The 16,309-nt window shown below is 65.5% G+C and carries 13 protein-coding genes; 9 read left to right on the plus strand and 4 right to left on the minus strand.

What is annotated here, in order from left to right:
• Nucleotides 1-163: 163 nt before the first annotated feature.
• Both aptA and ILT44_RS27760 read right to left on the minus strand, forming a co-directional pair.
• Nucleotides 164-1,513 carry an omega-aminotransferase AptA gene (aptA, locus tag ILT44_RS27755; protein ID WP_204242848.1) on the minus strand — a complete coding sequence of 450 codons (1,350 nt, stop codon included), beginning with the start codon at nucleotides 1,511-1,513 and terminating at the stop codon, nucleotides 164-166.
• A gap of 97 nt (nucleotides 1,514-1,610) precedes the next feature.
• Entirely contained in the window at nucleotides 1,611-1,832 is a 222-nt protein-coding gene (locus ILT44_RS27760; protein WP_204242849.1) for a heavy-metal-associated domain-containing protein, read from the minus strand.
• 170 nt (nucleotides 1,833-2,002) lie between these two features.
• Between ILT44_RS27760 and ILT44_RS27765 the strand changes: the two genes are divergently transcribed.
• The 3 genes from ILT44_RS27765 (at nucleotide 2,003) to ILT44_RS27775 (ending at nucleotide 5,332) form a co-directional block, all read left to right on the plus strand.
• The gene (locus ILT44_RS27765) at nucleotides 2,003-3,301 is read left to right on the plus strand and encodes an EAL domain-containing protein (RefSeq protein ID WP_204242850.1); all 1,299 of its coding nucleotides are present in this window, start codon (nucleotides 2,003-2,005) and stop codon (nucleotides 3,299-3,301) included.
• A gap of 107 nt (nucleotides 3,302-3,408) precedes the next feature.
• Entirely contained in the window at nucleotides 3,409-4,284 is an 876-nt protein-coding gene (locus tag ILT44_RS27770) for a TIGR01459 family HAD-type hydrolase (RefSeq protein WP_204242851.1), read from the plus strand.
• 103 nt (nucleotides 4,285-4,387) lie between these two features.
• A complete protein-coding gene (locus tag ILT44_RS27775; RefSeq protein WP_204242852.1) occupies nucleotides 4,388-5,332 on the plus strand; it encodes a bifunctional riboflavin kinase/FAD synthetase in 945 nt (314 codons plus the stop codon).
• 210 nt (nucleotides 5,333-5,542) lie between these two features.
• On the opposite strand, the gene ILT44_RS27780 is transcribed toward ILT44_RS27775, so the two are convergent.
• Entirely contained in the window at nucleotides 5,543-6,691 is a 1,149-nt protein-coding gene (locus ILT44_RS27780; RefSeq protein WP_204242853.1) for a DUF3095 domain-containing protein, read from the minus strand.
• A 28-nt stretch (nucleotides 6,692-6,719) separates the two neighbouring features.
• On the minus strand, nucleotides 6,720-7,223 hold the full coding sequence (msrB, locus tag ILT44_RS27785; protein ID WP_204242854.1) for a peptide-methionine (R)-S-oxide reductase MsrB: 504 nt from the start codon (nucleotides 7,221-7,223) through the stop codon (nucleotides 6,720-6,722).
• Between the two features lie 291 nt (nucleotides 7,224-7,514).
• On the opposite strand from msrB, the gene ileS reads away from it, so the two are divergent.
• The 6 genes from ileS (at nucleotide 7,515) to ILT44_RS27815 (ending at nucleotide 16,137) form a co-directional block, all read left to right on the plus strand.
• Complete coding sequence (gene ileS, locus ILT44_RS27790; protein ID WP_204242855.1) at nucleotides 7,515-10,463, plus strand: isoleucine--tRNA ligase; 2,949 nt, start codon at nucleotides 7,515-7,517, stop codon at nucleotides 10,461-10,463.
• Nucleotides 10,464-10,612: 149 nt separating this feature from the next.
• A complete protein-coding gene (gene lspA, locus ILT44_RS27795) occupies nucleotides 10,613-11,080 on the plus strand; it encodes a signal peptidase II (RefSeq protein WP_307826712.1) in 468 nt (155 codons plus the stop codon).
• A gap of 89 nt (nucleotides 11,081-11,169) precedes the next feature.
• On the plus strand, nucleotides 11,170-11,811 hold the full coding sequence (locus tag ILT44_RS27800) for a hypothetical protein (protein ID WP_204242857.1): 642 nt from the start codon (nucleotides 11,170-11,172) through the stop codon (nucleotides 11,809-11,811).
• Between the two features lie 215 nt (nucleotides 11,812-12,026).
• The gene (locus ILT44_RS27805) at nucleotides 12,027-13,358 is read left to right on the plus strand and encodes a M16 family metallopeptidase (RefSeq protein WP_204242858.1); all 1,332 of its coding nucleotides are present in this window, start codon (nucleotides 12,027-12,029) and stop codon (nucleotides 13,356-13,358) included.
• A 28-nt stretch (nucleotides 13,359-13,386) separates the two neighbouring features.
• Nucleotides 13,387-14,664 carry a M16 family metallopeptidase gene (locus ILT44_RS27810; protein ID WP_204242859.1) on the plus strand — a complete coding sequence of 426 codons (1,278 nt, stop codon included), beginning with the start codon at nucleotides 13,387-13,389 and terminating at the stop codon, nucleotides 14,662-14,664.
• Between the two features lie 156 nt (nucleotides 14,665-14,820).
• Entirely contained in the window at nucleotides 14,821-16,137 is a 1,317-nt protein-coding gene (locus tag ILT44_RS27815) for a phosphoglucose isomerase-related protein (protein WP_204242860.1), read from the plus strand.
• Nucleotides 16,138-16,309: the final 172 nt, after the last annotated feature.

The following is a 16,309-nucleotide window of genomic DNA, read 5'->3' on the forward strand; positions in this document are numbered from 1 at the left end:
AGGGTCGGGAGAGGGGCAGTGCGAGACCGATGACGTCCCCTCTCCCGGCTCACTTTCGTTCGCCACCCTCCCCCGCACAGGGGGGAGGGCATCCGCGTCCTGTCCTGCAGCCGATCCCGGATCGGCTCCGCCGTCCGGAATGACTTCGCTTGGGATATGGCTTTTACGCCACCGCCTTGATCACCTTGGTGAGCTTGTCGACGATCTCGCCGATCTGCGCCTCGGTGATGACCAGCGGCGGGGAGAGGGCGATGGTGTCGCCAGTGATGCGCATCATGATGCCGTGCTCCTGGAAGCCGCGGTCCATGGCCTCGAAGGCACGGGCGCCGACCGCGTCGGGACGGGAGGCGAGGTCGATGGCGCCGACGAGGCCGATGGTGCGGATGTCGAGCACGTTCGGCAGATTCTTGAGGCCGTGGATCGCATCGGCCCAGACCGGCTCCAGGGTCTTCGCCCGCTCGAACAGCTTCTCGTCGCGGTAGATGTCCTGGGCGGCAAGCGCGGAGGCGCAGGCGAGCGGATGGCCGGAATAGGTGTAGCCGTGGAACAGCTCGATCACGTGCTCCGGACCCTTCATGAAGGTGTCGTAGAGCCCCTGGCGCACCATCACGCCGCCCATCGGCACGGTGCCTGAATTGACGCCCTTGGCGAAGGTGATCATGTCCGGGACGACGCCGTAGCGCTCGGCGGCGAACGCGGTGCCGAGGCGGCCGAAGCCGGTGATGACCTCGTCGAAGATCAGCAGGATGCCGTGCTTGTCGCAGATCTCGCGCAGGCGCTTGAGATAACCCTTGGGAGCCGCGATCACGCCGGTGGAGCCCGCCATCGGCTCGACGATCACGGCTGCGATGGTCGAGGCGTCGTGCAGGGTGACGATGCGCTCCAGCTCGTCCGCGAGGTGCGCGCCCCATTCGGGCTCGCCGCGGGAGAAGGCCTGCTGTTCGCGGTTGTAGGTGTGGGGCAGGTGGTCGACGCCCGCCAGCAGAGAGCCGAAGAACTGGCGGTTCTTGACGATGCCGCCCACCGAGATGCCGCCGAAGCCGACGCCGTGATAGCCGCGCTCGCGGCCGATAAGGCGCGTCTTGCTGCCCTGGCCCCTCACGTTCCAGTAGGCGAGAGCAACCTTGAGGGCCGTGTCCACCGCCTCGGACCCCGAATTGCAGAAGAAGACGTGGTTCAGGTCGCCGGGCGCGAGCTGCGCGAGACGCGAGGCAAGGGCGAAGCCGCCCGCATGGCCGAACTGGAAGGCCGGGGAATAGTCGAGCTCCTGCGCCTGGGCCTGGATGGCCTGGGTGATCTCGTCCCGGTTGTGGCCCGCGTTGCAGCACCAGAGGCCTGCGGCGCCGTCGATCACCTCGCGGCCTTCGGGAGTGTAGTAGTACATCCCCTTGGCGCGGGCGATCATGCGCGGACGCTGCTTGAAGGAGCGGTTCGCCGTGAACGGAAGCCACCAGGCCTCCAGATCGTTGGGTGCATTGAGATCGTTGGCGGCTCTGGATGTCTGGGCGCTCATGATTTTCCCCGAAATGACTGCCCGGAACCTATCAGCCGTTTCCCCAGGCCGCAAAAGGAAGTTCGTCGAGAGCCATGAACCGGGTGCAACCCTGGCTTTAACCGGTCATGGCGCGAGCCTCGTAGCCGGCCGCATCCAGCGCCTTCGCCACTTCGATGCTCTGAGCGCAGGTGGTGACGTGGACCCTTCCATGGTCCAGATCGACCTCGACCTTGGCGCCGGGATCGAGGCGCTGGATCGCCTTGGTGACCGAATTGACGCAGCCCTGGCAGGTCATGCCTTCCACCTGCATCAGGAGATCCTTGCGAGGTTCTTCCATGGTTTTTCGTCCGCTCCAGAGGCTATGCCGGCGCCATGGGTAGGCAACGCGCCGCTGCGCAAAAATGTCCATTGCGGGAATGCGAAACTTGCCGAGCGATTCGCCCTGATTCACTGTCTGTTAAGACTGATTCGGCATCTGCGCCGAGCCAAGGGGGAGCGGGGGCACCCATGGTCACTACTAAGAAAATCACTCCGGTCCTGAAGGACCGGAAGGCGGCTCTGCTCGCCTTCACGCCGGCCTATCTGACAGCAGCCGTTTCCGCCTATGTGCCGATGGAGGCAGGCCTCGTCATGCCGGTCTTTGCCTTCCTGATCGCGATGGTGGTCTGCGGGCTTTTCGTGCTGTGGAGACAGTTTGAGGCGCAGCTTCATCCCGGTTCCGCCCAATTCAGTGGGCCGGAGCAGGCGCGGGGGCCTGCCGCGCCGCCCGTGCCGCCCCCGGCGAGGGCCGGGATCCAGGGGCCGGCCGGTGTTCTGCGGGAACTCGCCAGGGCCGCCGGCGAGCCCGAAGGTGCCGCTCAGGCCGGGCCTGCGCGGCCTGCCAAGTCCGCCTTGATGCTGGTGGCAGGGGCAGCGCCCGGATATGAGAGGTTTCCCGAGCCGTCGCTGCTGCCGTCCATCCGCAGGCTTTCAGCCGATGAGACGAGCCGCATCAGGCTCGTGACCCAGGCCTTCGAGGCTGACCGCATCGAACTGCACCTGCAGCCGATCGTCTCGCTGCCGCAGCGCAAGATCCGCTTCTACGAGGTCCTAGCCCGCCTGCGCCTGGCGGACGGAACCCTGCTGGCGCCGGCGGAATTCCTGCCCATCCTCGAATGCTCCGGCCGCGCCTCCGATTTCGACCGGCGGATCCTGATCCGCGCCATGGCCATCGCCCGCCATCTCATGGCCCGCGGCAGCGACGCCATCGTGGGGGTGAACCTGTCGGCGCATTCCATCGTGGAGCCGGGCTTCCTGTGGTCTCTGGCCGGTCTTCTGGATTCTTCTCCCGAGACCTTGGGCAGGATCGTGCTGGAGCTTCCCCAGCACAGCTGGCGCCATCTCGATGCCGATCTCAAGGCGGCGCTCGCAACCCTGCGGGAGCGGGGCGTGCCGTTCTCCCTCGACCGCGCCGCCGACCTGCGGTTCGATCCGCAGATGCTGGCCGATCTGGGCCTCCGCTTCATGAAGCTGCCGGCGGATCTGATGCTCAAGGCTGCCGGGCAGGAGGACGGATTCTGTGCCGGGCCTGATCTCGACGTGCGGGACTTCGCCTCGGTGCTGCGCCGCCAGGGCATCCGCCTCATCGCCGAGCGGGTGGATCAGGAGGAGATGGTGCCTGTCCTGAGCGATCTCGGCATGCCGCTCGCGCAGGGCTTCGCCTTCGCGGCCCCGCGTCCGGTGAAGCCGGAAATCGCCGGCGAGCAGGATCTCCCGCGGCCCTTCGGCCTGGAGGATGCGCCAACCCGTCTGCGGCGCGCCGGTTGACTTGAGAGGCGCTAGAGCCTACCCGCCGGGCTCATCATCTTGACGTGCGCATCGTGTGGACCGGAAAACCGGGTCCACTTTTCCGCACGATGCGCGAGTGAGACCCCATGACCGCCTTAACCCGCCCCCTGCACGTCGAGGGCCTTCAACCCCTCGCCGACAACTACGATCTCATCCTCTGCGATGTCTGGGGCGTGCTGCATAACGGCGTCAAAGCCTATGAGGCCGCGGGCGACGCGCTCACGCGGTTCCGTGACAAGGGCGGCAAGGTGGTGCTCGTCTCCAACGCGCCGCGCCCCGGCGCTTCGGTCGGGACGCAGCTCGACGGGTTTCAGGTGCCCCGCACGGCCTACGATGCCATCGTCACCTCCGGCGACCTGACGCGGCTCGCCATCCAGGAGCGCATCGACAGGATCGTCCATCACATCGGTCCGCCCCGCGACATGCCGCTCTACAACGGCCTCGATGTGCGCTTCGGCTCCCTCGCGGAGGCGGATTACGTGGTCTGCTCCGGCTTCGACAACGACGAGGAGGAGACGGTCGAGGATTACCGCCCTCAGCTCGAGGCCATGCGTGATCGCAACCTGCTGATGGTCTGTGCCAATCCCGATCTGATCGTCGAGCGCGGCCATATGATCCTGCCCTGCGCCGGCACCATCGCGCTCGCCTACGAGGAGATGGGCGGCGAGGTCTTCTATGCCGGCAAGCCTCACCATCCGGTCTACGAGCGGGCTCTTGCCGTCGCATCCGACCTGGCCGGCCGTCCGATCCCGAAGGAGCGGGTGCTCGCCGTCGGCGATGCCATCCGCACCGACATCGCGGGAGCCGTGGGCTTCGGCATCGATGCCCTGATGATCGCCCGTGGCATCCATGCGGAGGAGCTCGGGCTGCATCGTGGCGATCTCGTCTCCGACCACGCGCAGGATTGGGTGAGCCGACAGGCGGCTCGGCCGACCGCCTTCACGGACGTGCTGTCCTGGTGAGGCTTGCCGCGGGCAGGGGTCTTCCCTTGACCCGAGGATCGGATTTCGACAGGGTCGCGCCCGCACCGATATCGGCCAGATGAGTCCCAAGGTTTCTCCCGTGATGCCCCCCACATTCGCGATCTGCCGCGATGGCGAGCCTGTGCCCGAGAGCCTCAAGGGAGCCATGGCGGCCATCGGCAATTTCGACGGGGTGCATCGCGGGCACCGGCACCTCCTTGAGCTGGCGCTGAACTCCGGACGGCCCGCTGCGGTCGTCACCTTCGAACCGCATCCGCGCACCTTCTTCCAGCCCGATCGCCCGCTGTTCCGGCTCACGCCCGAGCCCGTGAAGCTGGCGATCTTCGCGCGTCTCGGCCTCGCAGGCGTCTTTCAGCGACACTTCGATGGAGCGCTGGCTGCGCTGACGGCAGCAGGCTTCGTGGAGCTGCTGGCGCATGAACTGGAGCTGTCGGGCGTGGTGATCGGCCACGATTTCCATTTCGGCCGCGGGCGCGAGGGCAATCCGGAGCGCATGATCGAGCTGTGCCGGGAGCAAGGCCTCGACTGCCTCGTGGCGCCGGCCGTCGTCGAGGGAACGGAGCCGGTCTCCTCCAGCGCCATCAGGACCGCCCTGGAGGCGGGCGACATCGCCACGGCCAACCGGCTCCTCGGCTATCGCTGGTTCATATGCGCCGACGTGCGCCACGGCGACAAGCGCGGACGGGTTCTCGGCTACCCCACGGCCAACATGCGCCTTCCCGACGATTGCCGCCTGCGGCACGGCATCTATGCGGTGCGGGCCTCTGTCGGAGGCCGGCTCGTCGAAGGCGTCGCGAGCTTCGGCCGCCGCCCGACCTTCGACAACGGCGCTCCTCTCCTCGAGGTCCATCTCTTCGATTTTGACGGCGATCTCTACGGGCAGACGATGGACGTGGAGTTCGTCGGCTGGATCCGCGGAGAGGAGCGTTTTGACGGCATCGACGCGCTGATTGCGCAGATGGATCGGGATTCGGCCGAGGCGAAGCGGATGCTCGCCGAGGACAAGACGGTCTCGATGATCGTGTGACGAGAATGGTCTCGGAACCTCACCACTGTCATCCCCGCGCAGGCGGGGATCCATAACCACGACAACGCAAGAAAAGGCGAGCAGCGTCGCGCCTTATTCTGTAACATCGGCGGTTATGGATCCCGGGCTCCGCTCCGCGGCCCCGGGATGACAGTGCTTTACTCGTCTTGCGATCCCGGATCGGCTTCCGCCGTCCGGGATGACGATGCTTTAGACAGCAGGCTTCAACCCCTGCGCGGCCATGGCGTAGCCGCCCATGGCGCCGTCGACGAAATGAATGTGATCGCTGCGGGTGGGCGAAGGCACGAAGCAGGTCATGAGAGCCGCTTCCTGCCGATACAGGCCGCATCGGGCGATGCCCTGCTTTTCCGCTTCCGACAGGAGCGCCTCCAGCCGGTCGGCGAGGGCAGGGCTGCAGTCGAGCGTCATGCGCAGGCCGTCATCGAACTTGCGGAAATCCGTATTCTCGACGAGCTGACGGCGGTAATGCGAAGGATTGAAGCCGCCGAGCGAGCGGCCCGTCCGAAAAATCATGAACGACAGGAGCCGCCCTGCCGCGAGCTTTGCCAGGGGCCAGAGGTGAAATCCGCCCGTTCTGACGGTCTTGGCCTCGATCCCGAAGCCCTTGAACGGAGATGCGAGCGGAGGTCCCTTGTCCGGCAGCGGACGCCCGGCCTCCTGGCCCTCCGCCAGGGCGAGCACCTCACTGACGAGGGCATTGAAAGCGGCCATGTCCGCTTCAGGCTGGGGAAGTATGATCAGGGAGAGGATGACGCCCCGTTCCGGCCTGATCTCGTCGAACCGGCAACTCAGGCCCGTCAGGTCCGGCAGGGTTCCCGGGGGAGCTGGCGGGATGGCGAAGGCTCCCGCCTTCATGCAGCGCTCGGCATAGGCCATGCCGCCGCCGGAGAACATGGCGTAGGAGACATCCGGCGAGGCTGCGAAGCGCGCGATGCGTACGTCGTGGCCCTGAGCCCTGATCTCTGCAACCGGAACGAGGGCGATGCGCAGCTCGAACCCGAAGGCGTCCCGCACCCAGGCTGCGACGGCGGACAGGGCGTCGCGCGCGAGATCGGATTGCGAGTCGGGCAGGGCGAAGCTGGCGCCATCGCCGCCGAACACGAACGGGAACTCGCTCGTGCCCAGCTGGTTGGCCACCGCCGCGATGACGGCGGCCGCGGCCGTGTTGACCTCCTTGTAGCGTCCGGCCTGAATCGCAGCCGTGGAACTCACGATGTCGCTGAGGCCGAGCTCCCAATTGTCCGGAACGGGCATGTAGAGCGCCGGATCCAGCAACTGGGAAAAATGGTCGAAGACGGGCAGACGGTCATAAAAGTCCGTTTCTGCCCCTTTGCCCATCCCGTGCGATCCAGCCTCCATGGGCGTCTTAGCCCGCGACCTCGCCCTCCGGTGCTCCGCGCCCCAACTCGTCAGGCAGCGGATCGCCGTCGGCCACGAAGCGCATGGAGACCGAGTTCATGCAGTAGCGCTCGCCGGTCGGGGGAGGACCGTCGGGGAACACGTGCCCGAGATGGCCTTCGCAGCGGGCGCAGCGGATCTCGGTGCGGACCATGCCGTAGCTGGTGTCGCGCACGAAGGCGACGTGGTCGCGGTCGATGGGATCGAAGAAGCTCGGCCAGCCGGTGCCGGATTCGAACTTGGCCCCGGCATTGAACAGGGGCAGCCCGCAGAGGCGGCAGCAATAGGTGCCCTTCTCCTTGGCCTCGTTGAAGATGCCGCAGAAGGGTCGCTCGGTGCCGTGCTCGAGAAGGACACGGCGCTCCTCGTCGTCGAGGTTGTCGACCAGGGCGCGAAGCTGTTCGGGGTTCGGGGGCGTCAGGTCGAAGCCTGCCTGGGAGCGCTGTCTGGCCGTGGTGGTCGAGTCTGCCATGGGCTGATCCTTCCTGTCCGTCGCTGATGAGACATTGTATGGATGGTTCCTGCCCTTAAATAGGGACCCGCTCCCAAAATCACCACGCTTTATTATCCGGCCCGGCGCTGCTAAAAGGCTCCCCATGTCCATGGTTTCTCAGGCCCTGTCGGCGGCCCGGATAGGCGCGGCGCGAATTATCGGCCCGGCTTTCGCATGAGCTGCGAAGGTCCGGGATCCTAGCCGTTCGCCCTCGAGAGAAGCCTGATGCGCCCGCCTGTCCCCGGGCCACACAAGACCTGATTGACCGTCATGACCGATAAGCTAGAGCGCGCCACCCGCGACTATTCCGAAACCCTGTTCCTGCCCCAGACCGAGTTCCCCATGCGGGCCGGCCTGCCCCAGCGGGAGCCCCAGCTCCTGCAGCGATGGAACGAGAACAGGCTCTACGAGCGCCTGCGCGAGGTCCAGAAAGGCCGCCCGCGCTTCGTGCTGCATGACGGGCCTCCCTATGCCAACGGCAACATCCATATCGGCCATGCCCTCAACAAGATCCTGAAGGATCTCGTCGTCCGCTCGCAGGGCATGCTGGGCTTCGATTCCAACTACGTGCCCGGCTGGGACTGCCACGGTCTGCCGATCGAGTGGAAGATCGAGGAGGAGTATCGGGCCAAGGGCAAGAACAAGGACGACGTGAACATCGTCGAGTTCCGCCGCGAGTGCCGGGCTTTTGCCGAGAAGTGGATCGACGTGCAGCGCGAGGAGTTCAAGCGCCTCGGCGTCGAGGGCGACTGGACGAACCCGTACCAGACCATGAGCTTCGACGCTGAAGCGCAGATCGCCCGCGAGATCATCAAGTTCGCGACGAGCGATCAGCTCTATCGCGGCTCGAAGCCCGTGATGTGGTCCTCCGTCGAGAAGACGGCCCTCGCCGAAGCCGAGGTCGAATATCACGAGAAGACCTCCACCACGATCTGGGTGAAGTTCAGGATCACGAATACGCTCGACGGCGATCTCGACGGCGCCTCCGTCGTGATCTGGACGACCACGCCCTGGACGATCCCGGCGAACCGCGCCATCGCCTATGGCGAGAACATCGCCTACGGCCTCTACAAGGTCACGGAAGCGGCCGAGGACAACTGGGCGAAGGTCGGCGACCGTTTCGTCATCGCCGACAAGCTCGCGGCCGATGTCTTCGCTGCGGCGCGCGTCGCCGAATACGAGCGCGTGAAAGACGTGCTCCCGGTGATGCTCGAGCGCTGCGCGCATCCGTTCCGCGGGCTCGAGGGCGCGAACGGTTATTGGGATTTCGGCGTGCCGGTGCTGCCGGCCGATTACGTCACCGACGATGCAGGCACGGGCTTCGTGCACACGGCTCCCGGACACGGCGCGGACGACTACAACACTTACGTGAAGCACCGCGATGTGTTCGCGGCCTGCGGCACGAAGGAAGTGCCGCATACGGTCTCGCCGGACTCATCCTACTTCCCCGACGTGCCGTTCTTCGCGGGCGAGCGCATCTACGACGACAAGGGTAAGGATGCAGGCGCCAACGAGGCGGTGATCAGGAAGCTCGTCGAGGTCGGTGCGCTGATCGCGCGTGGGCGGCTGAAGCACCAGTATCCCCATTCCTGGCGCTCGAAGGGACCGCTGATCTTCCGCAACACGCCGCAATGGTTCATCTCCATGGACAAGCCGCTCGACGATAAGGGTGACACCCTGCGTCAGCGCGCGCTCCACGGCATCAAGACCGTCGAGTGGGTGCCGGAGAGCGGCGAGAACCGCATCAACGGCATGATCGAGAACCGGCCCGACTGGGTGGTGTCGCGCCAGCGCGCCTGGGGCGTGCCGATCGCGGTCTTCGTGAAGAAGGGCACTAACGAGATCCTCAAGGACGAGCGTGTGAACACCGCCATCGCGGAAGCCTTCGAGAAGGAGGGCGCCGATGCGTGGTATGCGGATGACGGTTCGCGCTTCCTGAAAGCCGGCGGCTACGCCCTCGGCGATTTCGACAAGGTGAACGATATCCTCGACGTGTGGTTCGATTCCGGCTGCACGCACGCCTTCGCCCTGGAAAAGCGCGAAGACCTGAAGGTGAAGCGCAAGGTCGATGGCGGGCCGGACCAGGTCATGTACCTGGAAGGCTCCGACCAGCATCGCGGCTGGTTCCACTCCTCGCTGCTCGAGAGCTGCGGCACGCGCGGACGTGCGCCCTACGACATCGTCGTGACGCATGGCTTCACCCTCGACGAGCAGGGCCGGAAGATGTCGAAGTCGCTCGGCAACACCGTCGCGCCTCAAACGATCATCAAGGATTACGGTGCGGACATCCTGCGCCTCTGGGCCGCGTCCGTGGATTACTGGGACGATCAGCGCATCGGCCCGGAGATCATCAAAACGACGGCGGAAACCTACCGCAAGCTGCGCAACACAATCCGCTGGATGCTGGGCTCGCTCGCCCATTTCCGCGAGACCGACAAGGTTGCCTTCAATGAGATGCCGGAGCTGGAGCGCTTTGTGCTCCACCGTTTGGTCGAGCTCGGTGACGAAATTCGCGAGGCCTACAGCAATTACGACTACAAGCGCGTGGTCGCCCTGCTGACCTCGTTCATGACGACGGACCTGTCGGCGTTCTATTTCGACATCCGCAAGGACGCGCTCTATTGCGATCCGATCTCCGGCAAGGTGCGCAAGAGTGCGCTCACCGTGATCGACCAGACCTTCCGCTGCGTGGCGATCTGGATCGCGCCGATCCTCGCCTTCACGGCCGAAGAGGCTTGGCTTGCGCGCTATCCGGACGCCGAATCCGTGCATCTCGAGACTTTCCCGCAGGTGCCGGCGGAGTGGCGCGACGAGGCGCTCGCCGAACGCTGGGCAAAGGTTCGCCGCGTGCGTCGCGTCGTGACCGGCGCGCTGGAGATCGAGCGTGCGCAGAAGCGCATCGGCGCGAGCCTGGAGGCCGCTCCTGTAGTGCACATCGCCGATGAGAGCCTGCTCAAGGCCGTGCAGGGCCTCGACCTTGCCGAGATCTCCATCACGTCCGGCATCCAGGTGGTGCAGGGCGAAGGACCGGCCGACGCCTTCCGTCTCGAGGACGTGAAGGGCGTGGCCGTCGTGCCGGCTCTTGCGCAGGGTCGCAAATGCGCCCGCTCGTGGAAGGTGACGCTGGAGGTGGGCAGCGATCCGGATTATCCGGACGTCACGCCCCGCGATGCGGCCGCGCTGCGGGAGTGGGACCGGTTGAAGGCGGCGGCGGAATGAGCAAGGCCGACGAGTCCGGCGCGCCGCTGCCGGAGGCAGGCGGGGCGTCCCAGGCCGGCCCGCAGCGCTCGCGCGCTGCGGCGCGTCCGCGCACTCCCAAAAACTCAGGCAAGGGCCGCGCAGCGCGGAAGGGATTCTCGGCGGCTGCGATCCTCGGCTTCTCCGCAGCCGTGATCACGCTCGTCCTCGATCAGGCGACCAAGCTCTATACCCTGTTCGTCTTCGACCTGCCGGTGAAGGAGCCGGTGGAGTTCGCCCCCTTCATCAACCTGATCGTGGTCTGGAACCGCGGCATTTCCTACGGACTGTTCCAGCAGAACTCCGAATTGGGCCGCTGGGCGCTGATCGTGGTCTCGATCCTGGCCTCGGTTGCCTTGTCCGTATGGATCCGCCGCACCACGGCCAAGCTCCTGGCGGCGTCCCTCGGCCTGATCGTCGGCGGAGCCATCGGCAACGTCATCGACCGGCTGGCCTATGGCGCCGTGTTCGACTTCATCCAGTTCCACATCGGATCCTGGTCCTGGTACGTGTTCAACGTGGCCGATGCGGCCATCGTTGCGGGGGTGGTCGGTTTGCTTTATGACTCCTTCCTCCTGGAAGGACGGCGGGCGCGATAAAGTTACGCTTTGGTGCCCAGCTGCCATATGTTCGCCAGAATGAGCGATCAGGCCTTCCGGCCACAACGAGAAACCAAATGGTGGGTGCCATGAAGGGAATGAAGATTATCGGCCGTGCGGGGGCCCTGGCGCTTTTGGTCGCTGCCTCCGGCGCTTCGGCGCAGGAGGGTGAAGCCGTCAAGAGCCTCCTCGGCAGCATCGGCATCATTCCCAAAGAGAAGGCGCCGATCGTTTACAACGAACGGGCTCCGCTCGTCCTTCCGCCGAAGATGGAGCTGCCGGCTCCCGCACCGGGCGGCGGTGTTGAGGCGCGCAACGGCAACTGGCCGAGGGATCCCGACGTGGCAGCCCGCCGCAAGGAAGCCCGCGAGGCGCGGACGCCCTATACCAGCTCCGAGCTGTACAAGAACTCCGAGGGCAGGCCTCTCTCCATCGAGGAGATCCGCGCAGGCCGCAACCCGGACAATTACGCCAAAGGCGTTCCGGCCCCTGCGGGTCGTGAACTCGACAAGAGCATTATGACGCCTGACGAGCTGCGCTCCTTCTCCAAGGACAAGGAAGTGAAGCTGTCGGGCGATGGTCTGGAGCGCCGCTATCTCAGCGACCCTCCGGGCACCTTGCTCAAGGCTCAGGGCAATGGCCGGCTCAAGGCTTCCGCCGATCCGATCGTCAATGGGGATCCCGACAGCCCTCAGGCTTATCTCAAGCAGCAGCAAGAGCGTCGGCAATAACCAGCATAACTTCTCTTATTTTCAGGCGAACGGTATCCCCCGCTTCGCCTGAAAACATTATGGGGGCCTGAAAGGCCAAGCCTGGTTCCGGCTCCCGGCGCAAATTGCCTCCCCACCGGAAAGTTTCGCTGCCTCGCTTGCGTACCCCCCTAATTTGACTATTCCCGTAGGTCTGATCCTGCGAAACGATCTGATGTCGCCAAGGTTGAAACATCATGGACACTGCCTCTAAGCCCATTCTTCGCGCCGACGCCGCATCCTTCGGGCGGACGGAAGGCAGTGGCCCGAACCTGTCCTCCTTCACCCTCGATAACGGCCTCGATGTCGTGGTCATCCCGGATCATCGCGTTCCCGTGGTCACTCACATGATCTGGTACCGCAACGGTTCGGCGGACGATCCGATCGGCCAGTCGGGCATTGCGCACTTTCTCGAGCACCTGATGTTCAAGGGAACGGAGAAGCACCCGGCCGGCGAGTTCTCGAAGGTCGTCTCCGGCCTCGGCGGCCAGGAGAACGCCTTCACCTCCTTCGACTACACGGCTTACTTCCAGCGCGTGGCCCGCGAGAACCTCAAGACCATGATGGAATTCGAGGCCGACCGCATGACGAACCTCCTTCTCGAGGAATCCGTCATCGGTCCCGAGCGGGACGTGGTGCTCGAAGAGCGCCGCATGCGCGTCGAGACCGATCCGTCGGCCCAGCTCTCGGAAGCCATGGCCGCTTCCCTCTTCGTGCACCACCCCTATGGCATTCCGATCATCGGCTGGATGCATGAGATCGAGACCCTCAACCGGGATCATGCGCTCGACTATTATCGCCGCTTCTACACGCCCGAGAACGGCATCCTCGTGGTTGCCGGTGATGTGACCGAGGACGAGGTGCGGCGCCTCGCCGACACCACCTATGGCCGCATCGCGCCGCAGGGCAAGCGCCCGGTTCGTGTGCGTCCGCGGGAGCCGGAGCCCGTGGCAGCTCGCCACGTCACGGTCGCAGACCCCAAGGTCGAGCAGCCGACCCTGCAGCGCCTCTATCTCGTGCCGTCCTGCCGAACGGCATCGCAGCGCGACTGCTATTCGCTCGAACTCCTCGCCGAGGTGATCGGCGGCGGCCCAACCTCCTATCTATACCGCAAGCTCGTCATGGAGCGCGGCATCGCGGTGAATGCAGGCGCCTGGTACATGTCCTCCGCCATGGAGGACACCCGCTTCTGCGTCTATGCAGTGCCGGCGGAGGGCGTGTCGCTCCAAGCGCTGGAAGAGGCCGTCGATCAGGTGCTCAAGACGGTCCCGTCCGAGGCCCTGGATGCGGATTCCATCGAGCGCGCCAAGACGCGTCTCGTGGCCGAGACGATCTATTCCACCGACAGCCAATCCTCGCTCGCCCGCATCTACGGCTCGGCGCTCGCCATCGGCGAGACCATCGAGGAGGTACGCCGCTGGCCGGTCGAGATTGAAACCGTTCTCAAGGACGACCTCGCCTCTGCCGCCGAGCGCTATCTCGTCCCCCGCCGTTCCGTGACGGGCTACCTGCAGAAGTCGGCTTCTTAAGCCGCCTGCCCCAGAATCCGAGGTAACAATGACAGCTTCCGTCGAAACCCTGTCCTCGTCCCCGACCCAGGTGAAGGCGCTGACCTCGGCCAAAGGTGTCGAGGCCTGGCACGTCGAGTCCGATGTGGTGCCGCTCATTGCCGTCTCCTTCATCTTCGAAGGCGGCTCGGCCCATGATCCGGCTGACAAGCCCGGCGTAGCGCAGATGCTCGCGCGCCTGCTCGACGAAGGCGCGGGCGAGTACGATTCGGACGCGTTTCAGGAGCGCCTGGCTGCGCATGCCATCGAACTGTCCTTCAACGCCGGCAACGATGCCCTCGGCGGCTCGCTGAAGACGCTGGTCAAGCATGCGGACGAGGCTTTCGAGCTGCTGCGCCTCGCGCTCGCCGAGCCCCGCTTCGATCAGGATTCCATCGAGCGCGTCCGCGCCCAGACCATCGCGGGCCTGAAGTACCAGCAGAACGATCCGGGCGTGATGGCAACGCGCCGCTTCTTCGAGGAAGGCTTTGCCGGTCACCCCTATGGCCTGCCCACGTCCGGCATGCCGGAAAGTGTCGCGGCCATCACGCGGGACGATCTCGTGGCCATGCACCGGGCCATCATCGCTCGCGGTCGCGTCAAGGTCGCCGTGGTTGGATCGATCGGTTCGGACAATCTCTCGTTTCTGCTCGACAAGGTGTTCGGCTCACTGCCGGAAGCCAAGCCCTTAAGCATCATCGAGCCTGCGACGCTGCAGAAGATCGGCTCGCGCATCGTGGTCGATCTCGACGTGCCGCAATCGGTCATCCGCTTCGGCATGAACGGCATCACGTGGAGCGATCCGGGCTTCATCCCTGCTTACGTGCTCAATCACATCCTTGGCGGCGGTGCCTTCACTTCGCGCCTGTTCCAGGAGGTGCGCGAGAAGCGCGGTCTTGCCTACAGCGTCGGCACGTCGCTCGTGAGCTACCGCTCCGCCGCCATGACCTGGGGCTACACCGCCACCAAGAACGAGCGCGTCGTCGAGGCCCTCGACGTCATTGCCGACGAGATGGCGAAGCTGACGAACGAAGGTCCCTCCGACGAGGAGCTGCAGAAGGCCAAGGACTATCTCATCGGCTCCTACGCGCTCGGCTTCGACACCTCCACCAAGATCGCCCATACCCTGGCCCAGATCGCCTTCGAGGGCCTCGGCATCGACTACATCGCCCGCCGCAACGCGCTCGTGGGCGCTGTGACCCAGGCCGACATCCGCAAAGCCGCCGAGCGCATCTTCGGCGACGGCCGGATGCTCACCGTGATTGCGGGGCGTCCGACCGGGGTGTGAGCCTGACATCGTCGGCTGGAGACCCGATCCCCCGCCAACAGCTGTGATCCTCGTCTTGGTCAGGCGCTTGAGCAATGGCTTTCGGCTCGACTCTAGCCGCGCCCCTCTCGGTGCCCTAATCTTGCGCTCCATCTTGCACCGAGTCGGAGTATGCCTATGGCCCTGCAGCAATCGATCGATCTCACCCTAAAAGCCAATATCGGGGAGGGCGGTCTGCCGCAGGGTGCGCTGGATGAAGCGCTTGGGCTTGTGGGCGAGGCCGTGAAACGGTTGGCGGAGGATGATGCCTCGGGCCGGCTGCCTCTCCTTCACATGCCCCGCACCACTGAGGATCTGGCGAGCATCCGCGAGGCGGCGGCCTTCCTGCGGGATGAGGCCACGGACGTGGTGTTCCTCGGCACGGGCGGATCGAGCCTCGGCGGCCAGACCCTGGCCCAGCTGAGAGATTACGCCGTGCCGGGTGCCGGGCGATTCACCGAGAGCCCGCGGGTTCACTTCCTCGACAATCTCGACCCCATCACCTTCGATCGGGTGCTCCACAAGCTGCCGCTCTCCTCGACCAAGTTCGTGTCGATCTCCAAATCCGGGGGCACGGGCGAGACCCTGATGCAGACGATCGCCGTGCTCACGGCCTTGGAGAAGGCTGGCCTGCGCGCGCATCCCAAGGACCTTTTCCTTGGTCTCTCCGAGCCCCGCAAGGACGGCGGGCGCAACGCCCTGCGCGATCTCCTGGAGCCCGAAGGCGTGCGCTTCCTCGAACATCACACCGGCATCGGCGGGCGTTATTCGGTGCTCACCAATGTGGGCCTGCTGCCGGCCGCCGTGCTCGGTCTCGACATCGCGGCCATCCGTCAGGGCGCGGCGGATGCCTATGAACCCCTCCGCAACGGCGCTGCAGCGAAGGATGCGCCTGCTGCCCTGGGGGCTGCTCTCAACGTCGCCATGGCCAGGGACGGCAAGGGCATCACCGTGGCCATGGGCTATGCGGACCGCCTCGAGCGCTTCACCCGCTGGTGGGTCCAGCTTTGGGCCGAGAGCATCGGCAAGGATGGTCACGGCACGCAGCCGGTGGCCGCCATCGGGCCGGTGGACCAGCACAGCCAGCTCCAGCTCTATCTCGCAGGCCCCAACGACAAGCTCTTCACGGTCATGACCACGGAAGTGGCCGGGCAGGGGCCGCTCATGGACGAAAAGCTCGCCAAGCGGGCCGGCGAGCCGGGCTTTGGCGGCAAGCACATCGGCGACCTCGTCGCGGCGCAGGGGCGCGCCACCGCGGATACGCTCGCGAAGAATGGCCGCCCGACCCGGCAGATCCATATCGAAAAGCTCGACGAGCGCGCCGTGGGCGAACTCCTCATGCATTTTATGCTGGAGACAATCCTCGCCGGCTATGCGCTCGGCGTCGACCCGTTCGATCAGCCGGCCGTGGAGGAGGGCAAGATCCTCGCCAAGCAGTACCTCGCCCAAGGCTAGCCCTCATAAAGCGAGAGCGGCTTGCGCTGTGAAGTGCGCAAGCCACTCTTGCAAGTGCCGTCATGATGGATCGGGCGAGGCGACTGTGCCTCGCCCGCTGATCATTTAAGCCGCAAACTGGTTCATGGTGTTGTGCGCGCCGCCTGCTTTCAGCGCGGCCTCGCCGACGAAG

The organism is Microvirga arvi (assembly GCF_016892765.1).
Classification (GTDB): domain Bacteria; phylum Pseudomonadota; class Alphaproteobacteria; order Rhizobiales; family Beijerinckiaceae; genus Microvirga; species Microvirga arvi.

Excerpts from the sequence above, each read along its gene's own strand:
- aptA (WP_204242848.1), bottom strand. The coding sequence starts at position 1,513 with ATGAGCGCCCAGACATCCAGAGCCGCCAACGATCTCAATGCACCCAAC.
- ILT44_RS27760 (WP_204242849.1), bottom strand. The coding sequence starts at position 1,832 with ATGGAAGAACCTCGCAAGGATCTCCTGATGCAGGTGGAAGGCATGACC.
- ILT44_RS27765 (WP_204242850.1), top strand. The coding sequence starts at position 2,003 with ATGGTCACTACTAAGAAAATCACTCCGGTCCTGAAGGACCGGAAGGCG.
- ILT44_RS27770 (WP_204242851.1), top strand. The coding sequence starts at position 3,409 with ATGACCGCCTTAACCCGCCCCCTGCACGTCGAGGGCCTTCAACCCCTC.
- ILT44_RS27775 (WP_204242852.1), top strand. The coding sequence starts at position 4,388 with ATGCCCCCCACATTCGCGATCTGCCGCGATGGCGAGCCTGTGCCCGAG.
- ILT44_RS27780 (WP_204242853.1), bottom strand. The coding sequence starts at position 6,691 with ATGGGCAAAGGGGCAGAAACGGACTTTTATGACCGTCTGCCCGTCTTC.
- msrB (WP_204242854.1), bottom strand. The coding sequence starts at position 7,223 with ATGGCAGACTCGACCACCACGGCCAGACAGCGCTCCCAGGCAGGCTTC.
- ileS (WP_204242855.1), top strand. The coding sequence starts at position 7,515 with ATGACCGATAAGCTAGAGCGCGCCACCCGCGACTATTCCGAAACCCTG.
- ILT44_RS27800 (WP_204242857.1), top strand. The coding sequence starts at position 11,170 with ATGAAGGGAATGAAGATTATCGGCCGTGCGGGGGCCCTGGCGCTTTTG.
- ILT44_RS27805 (WP_204242858.1), top strand. The coding sequence starts at position 12,027 with ATGGACACTGCCTCTAAGCCCATTCTTCGCGCCGACGCCGCATCCTTC.
- ILT44_RS27810 (WP_204242859.1), top strand. The coding sequence starts at position 13,387 with ATGACAGCTTCCGTCGAAACCCTGTCCTCGTCCCCGACCCAGGTGAAG.
- ILT44_RS27815 (WP_204242860.1), top strand. The coding sequence starts at position 14,821 with ATGGCCCTGCAGCAATCGATCGATCTCACCCTAAAAGCCAATATCGGG.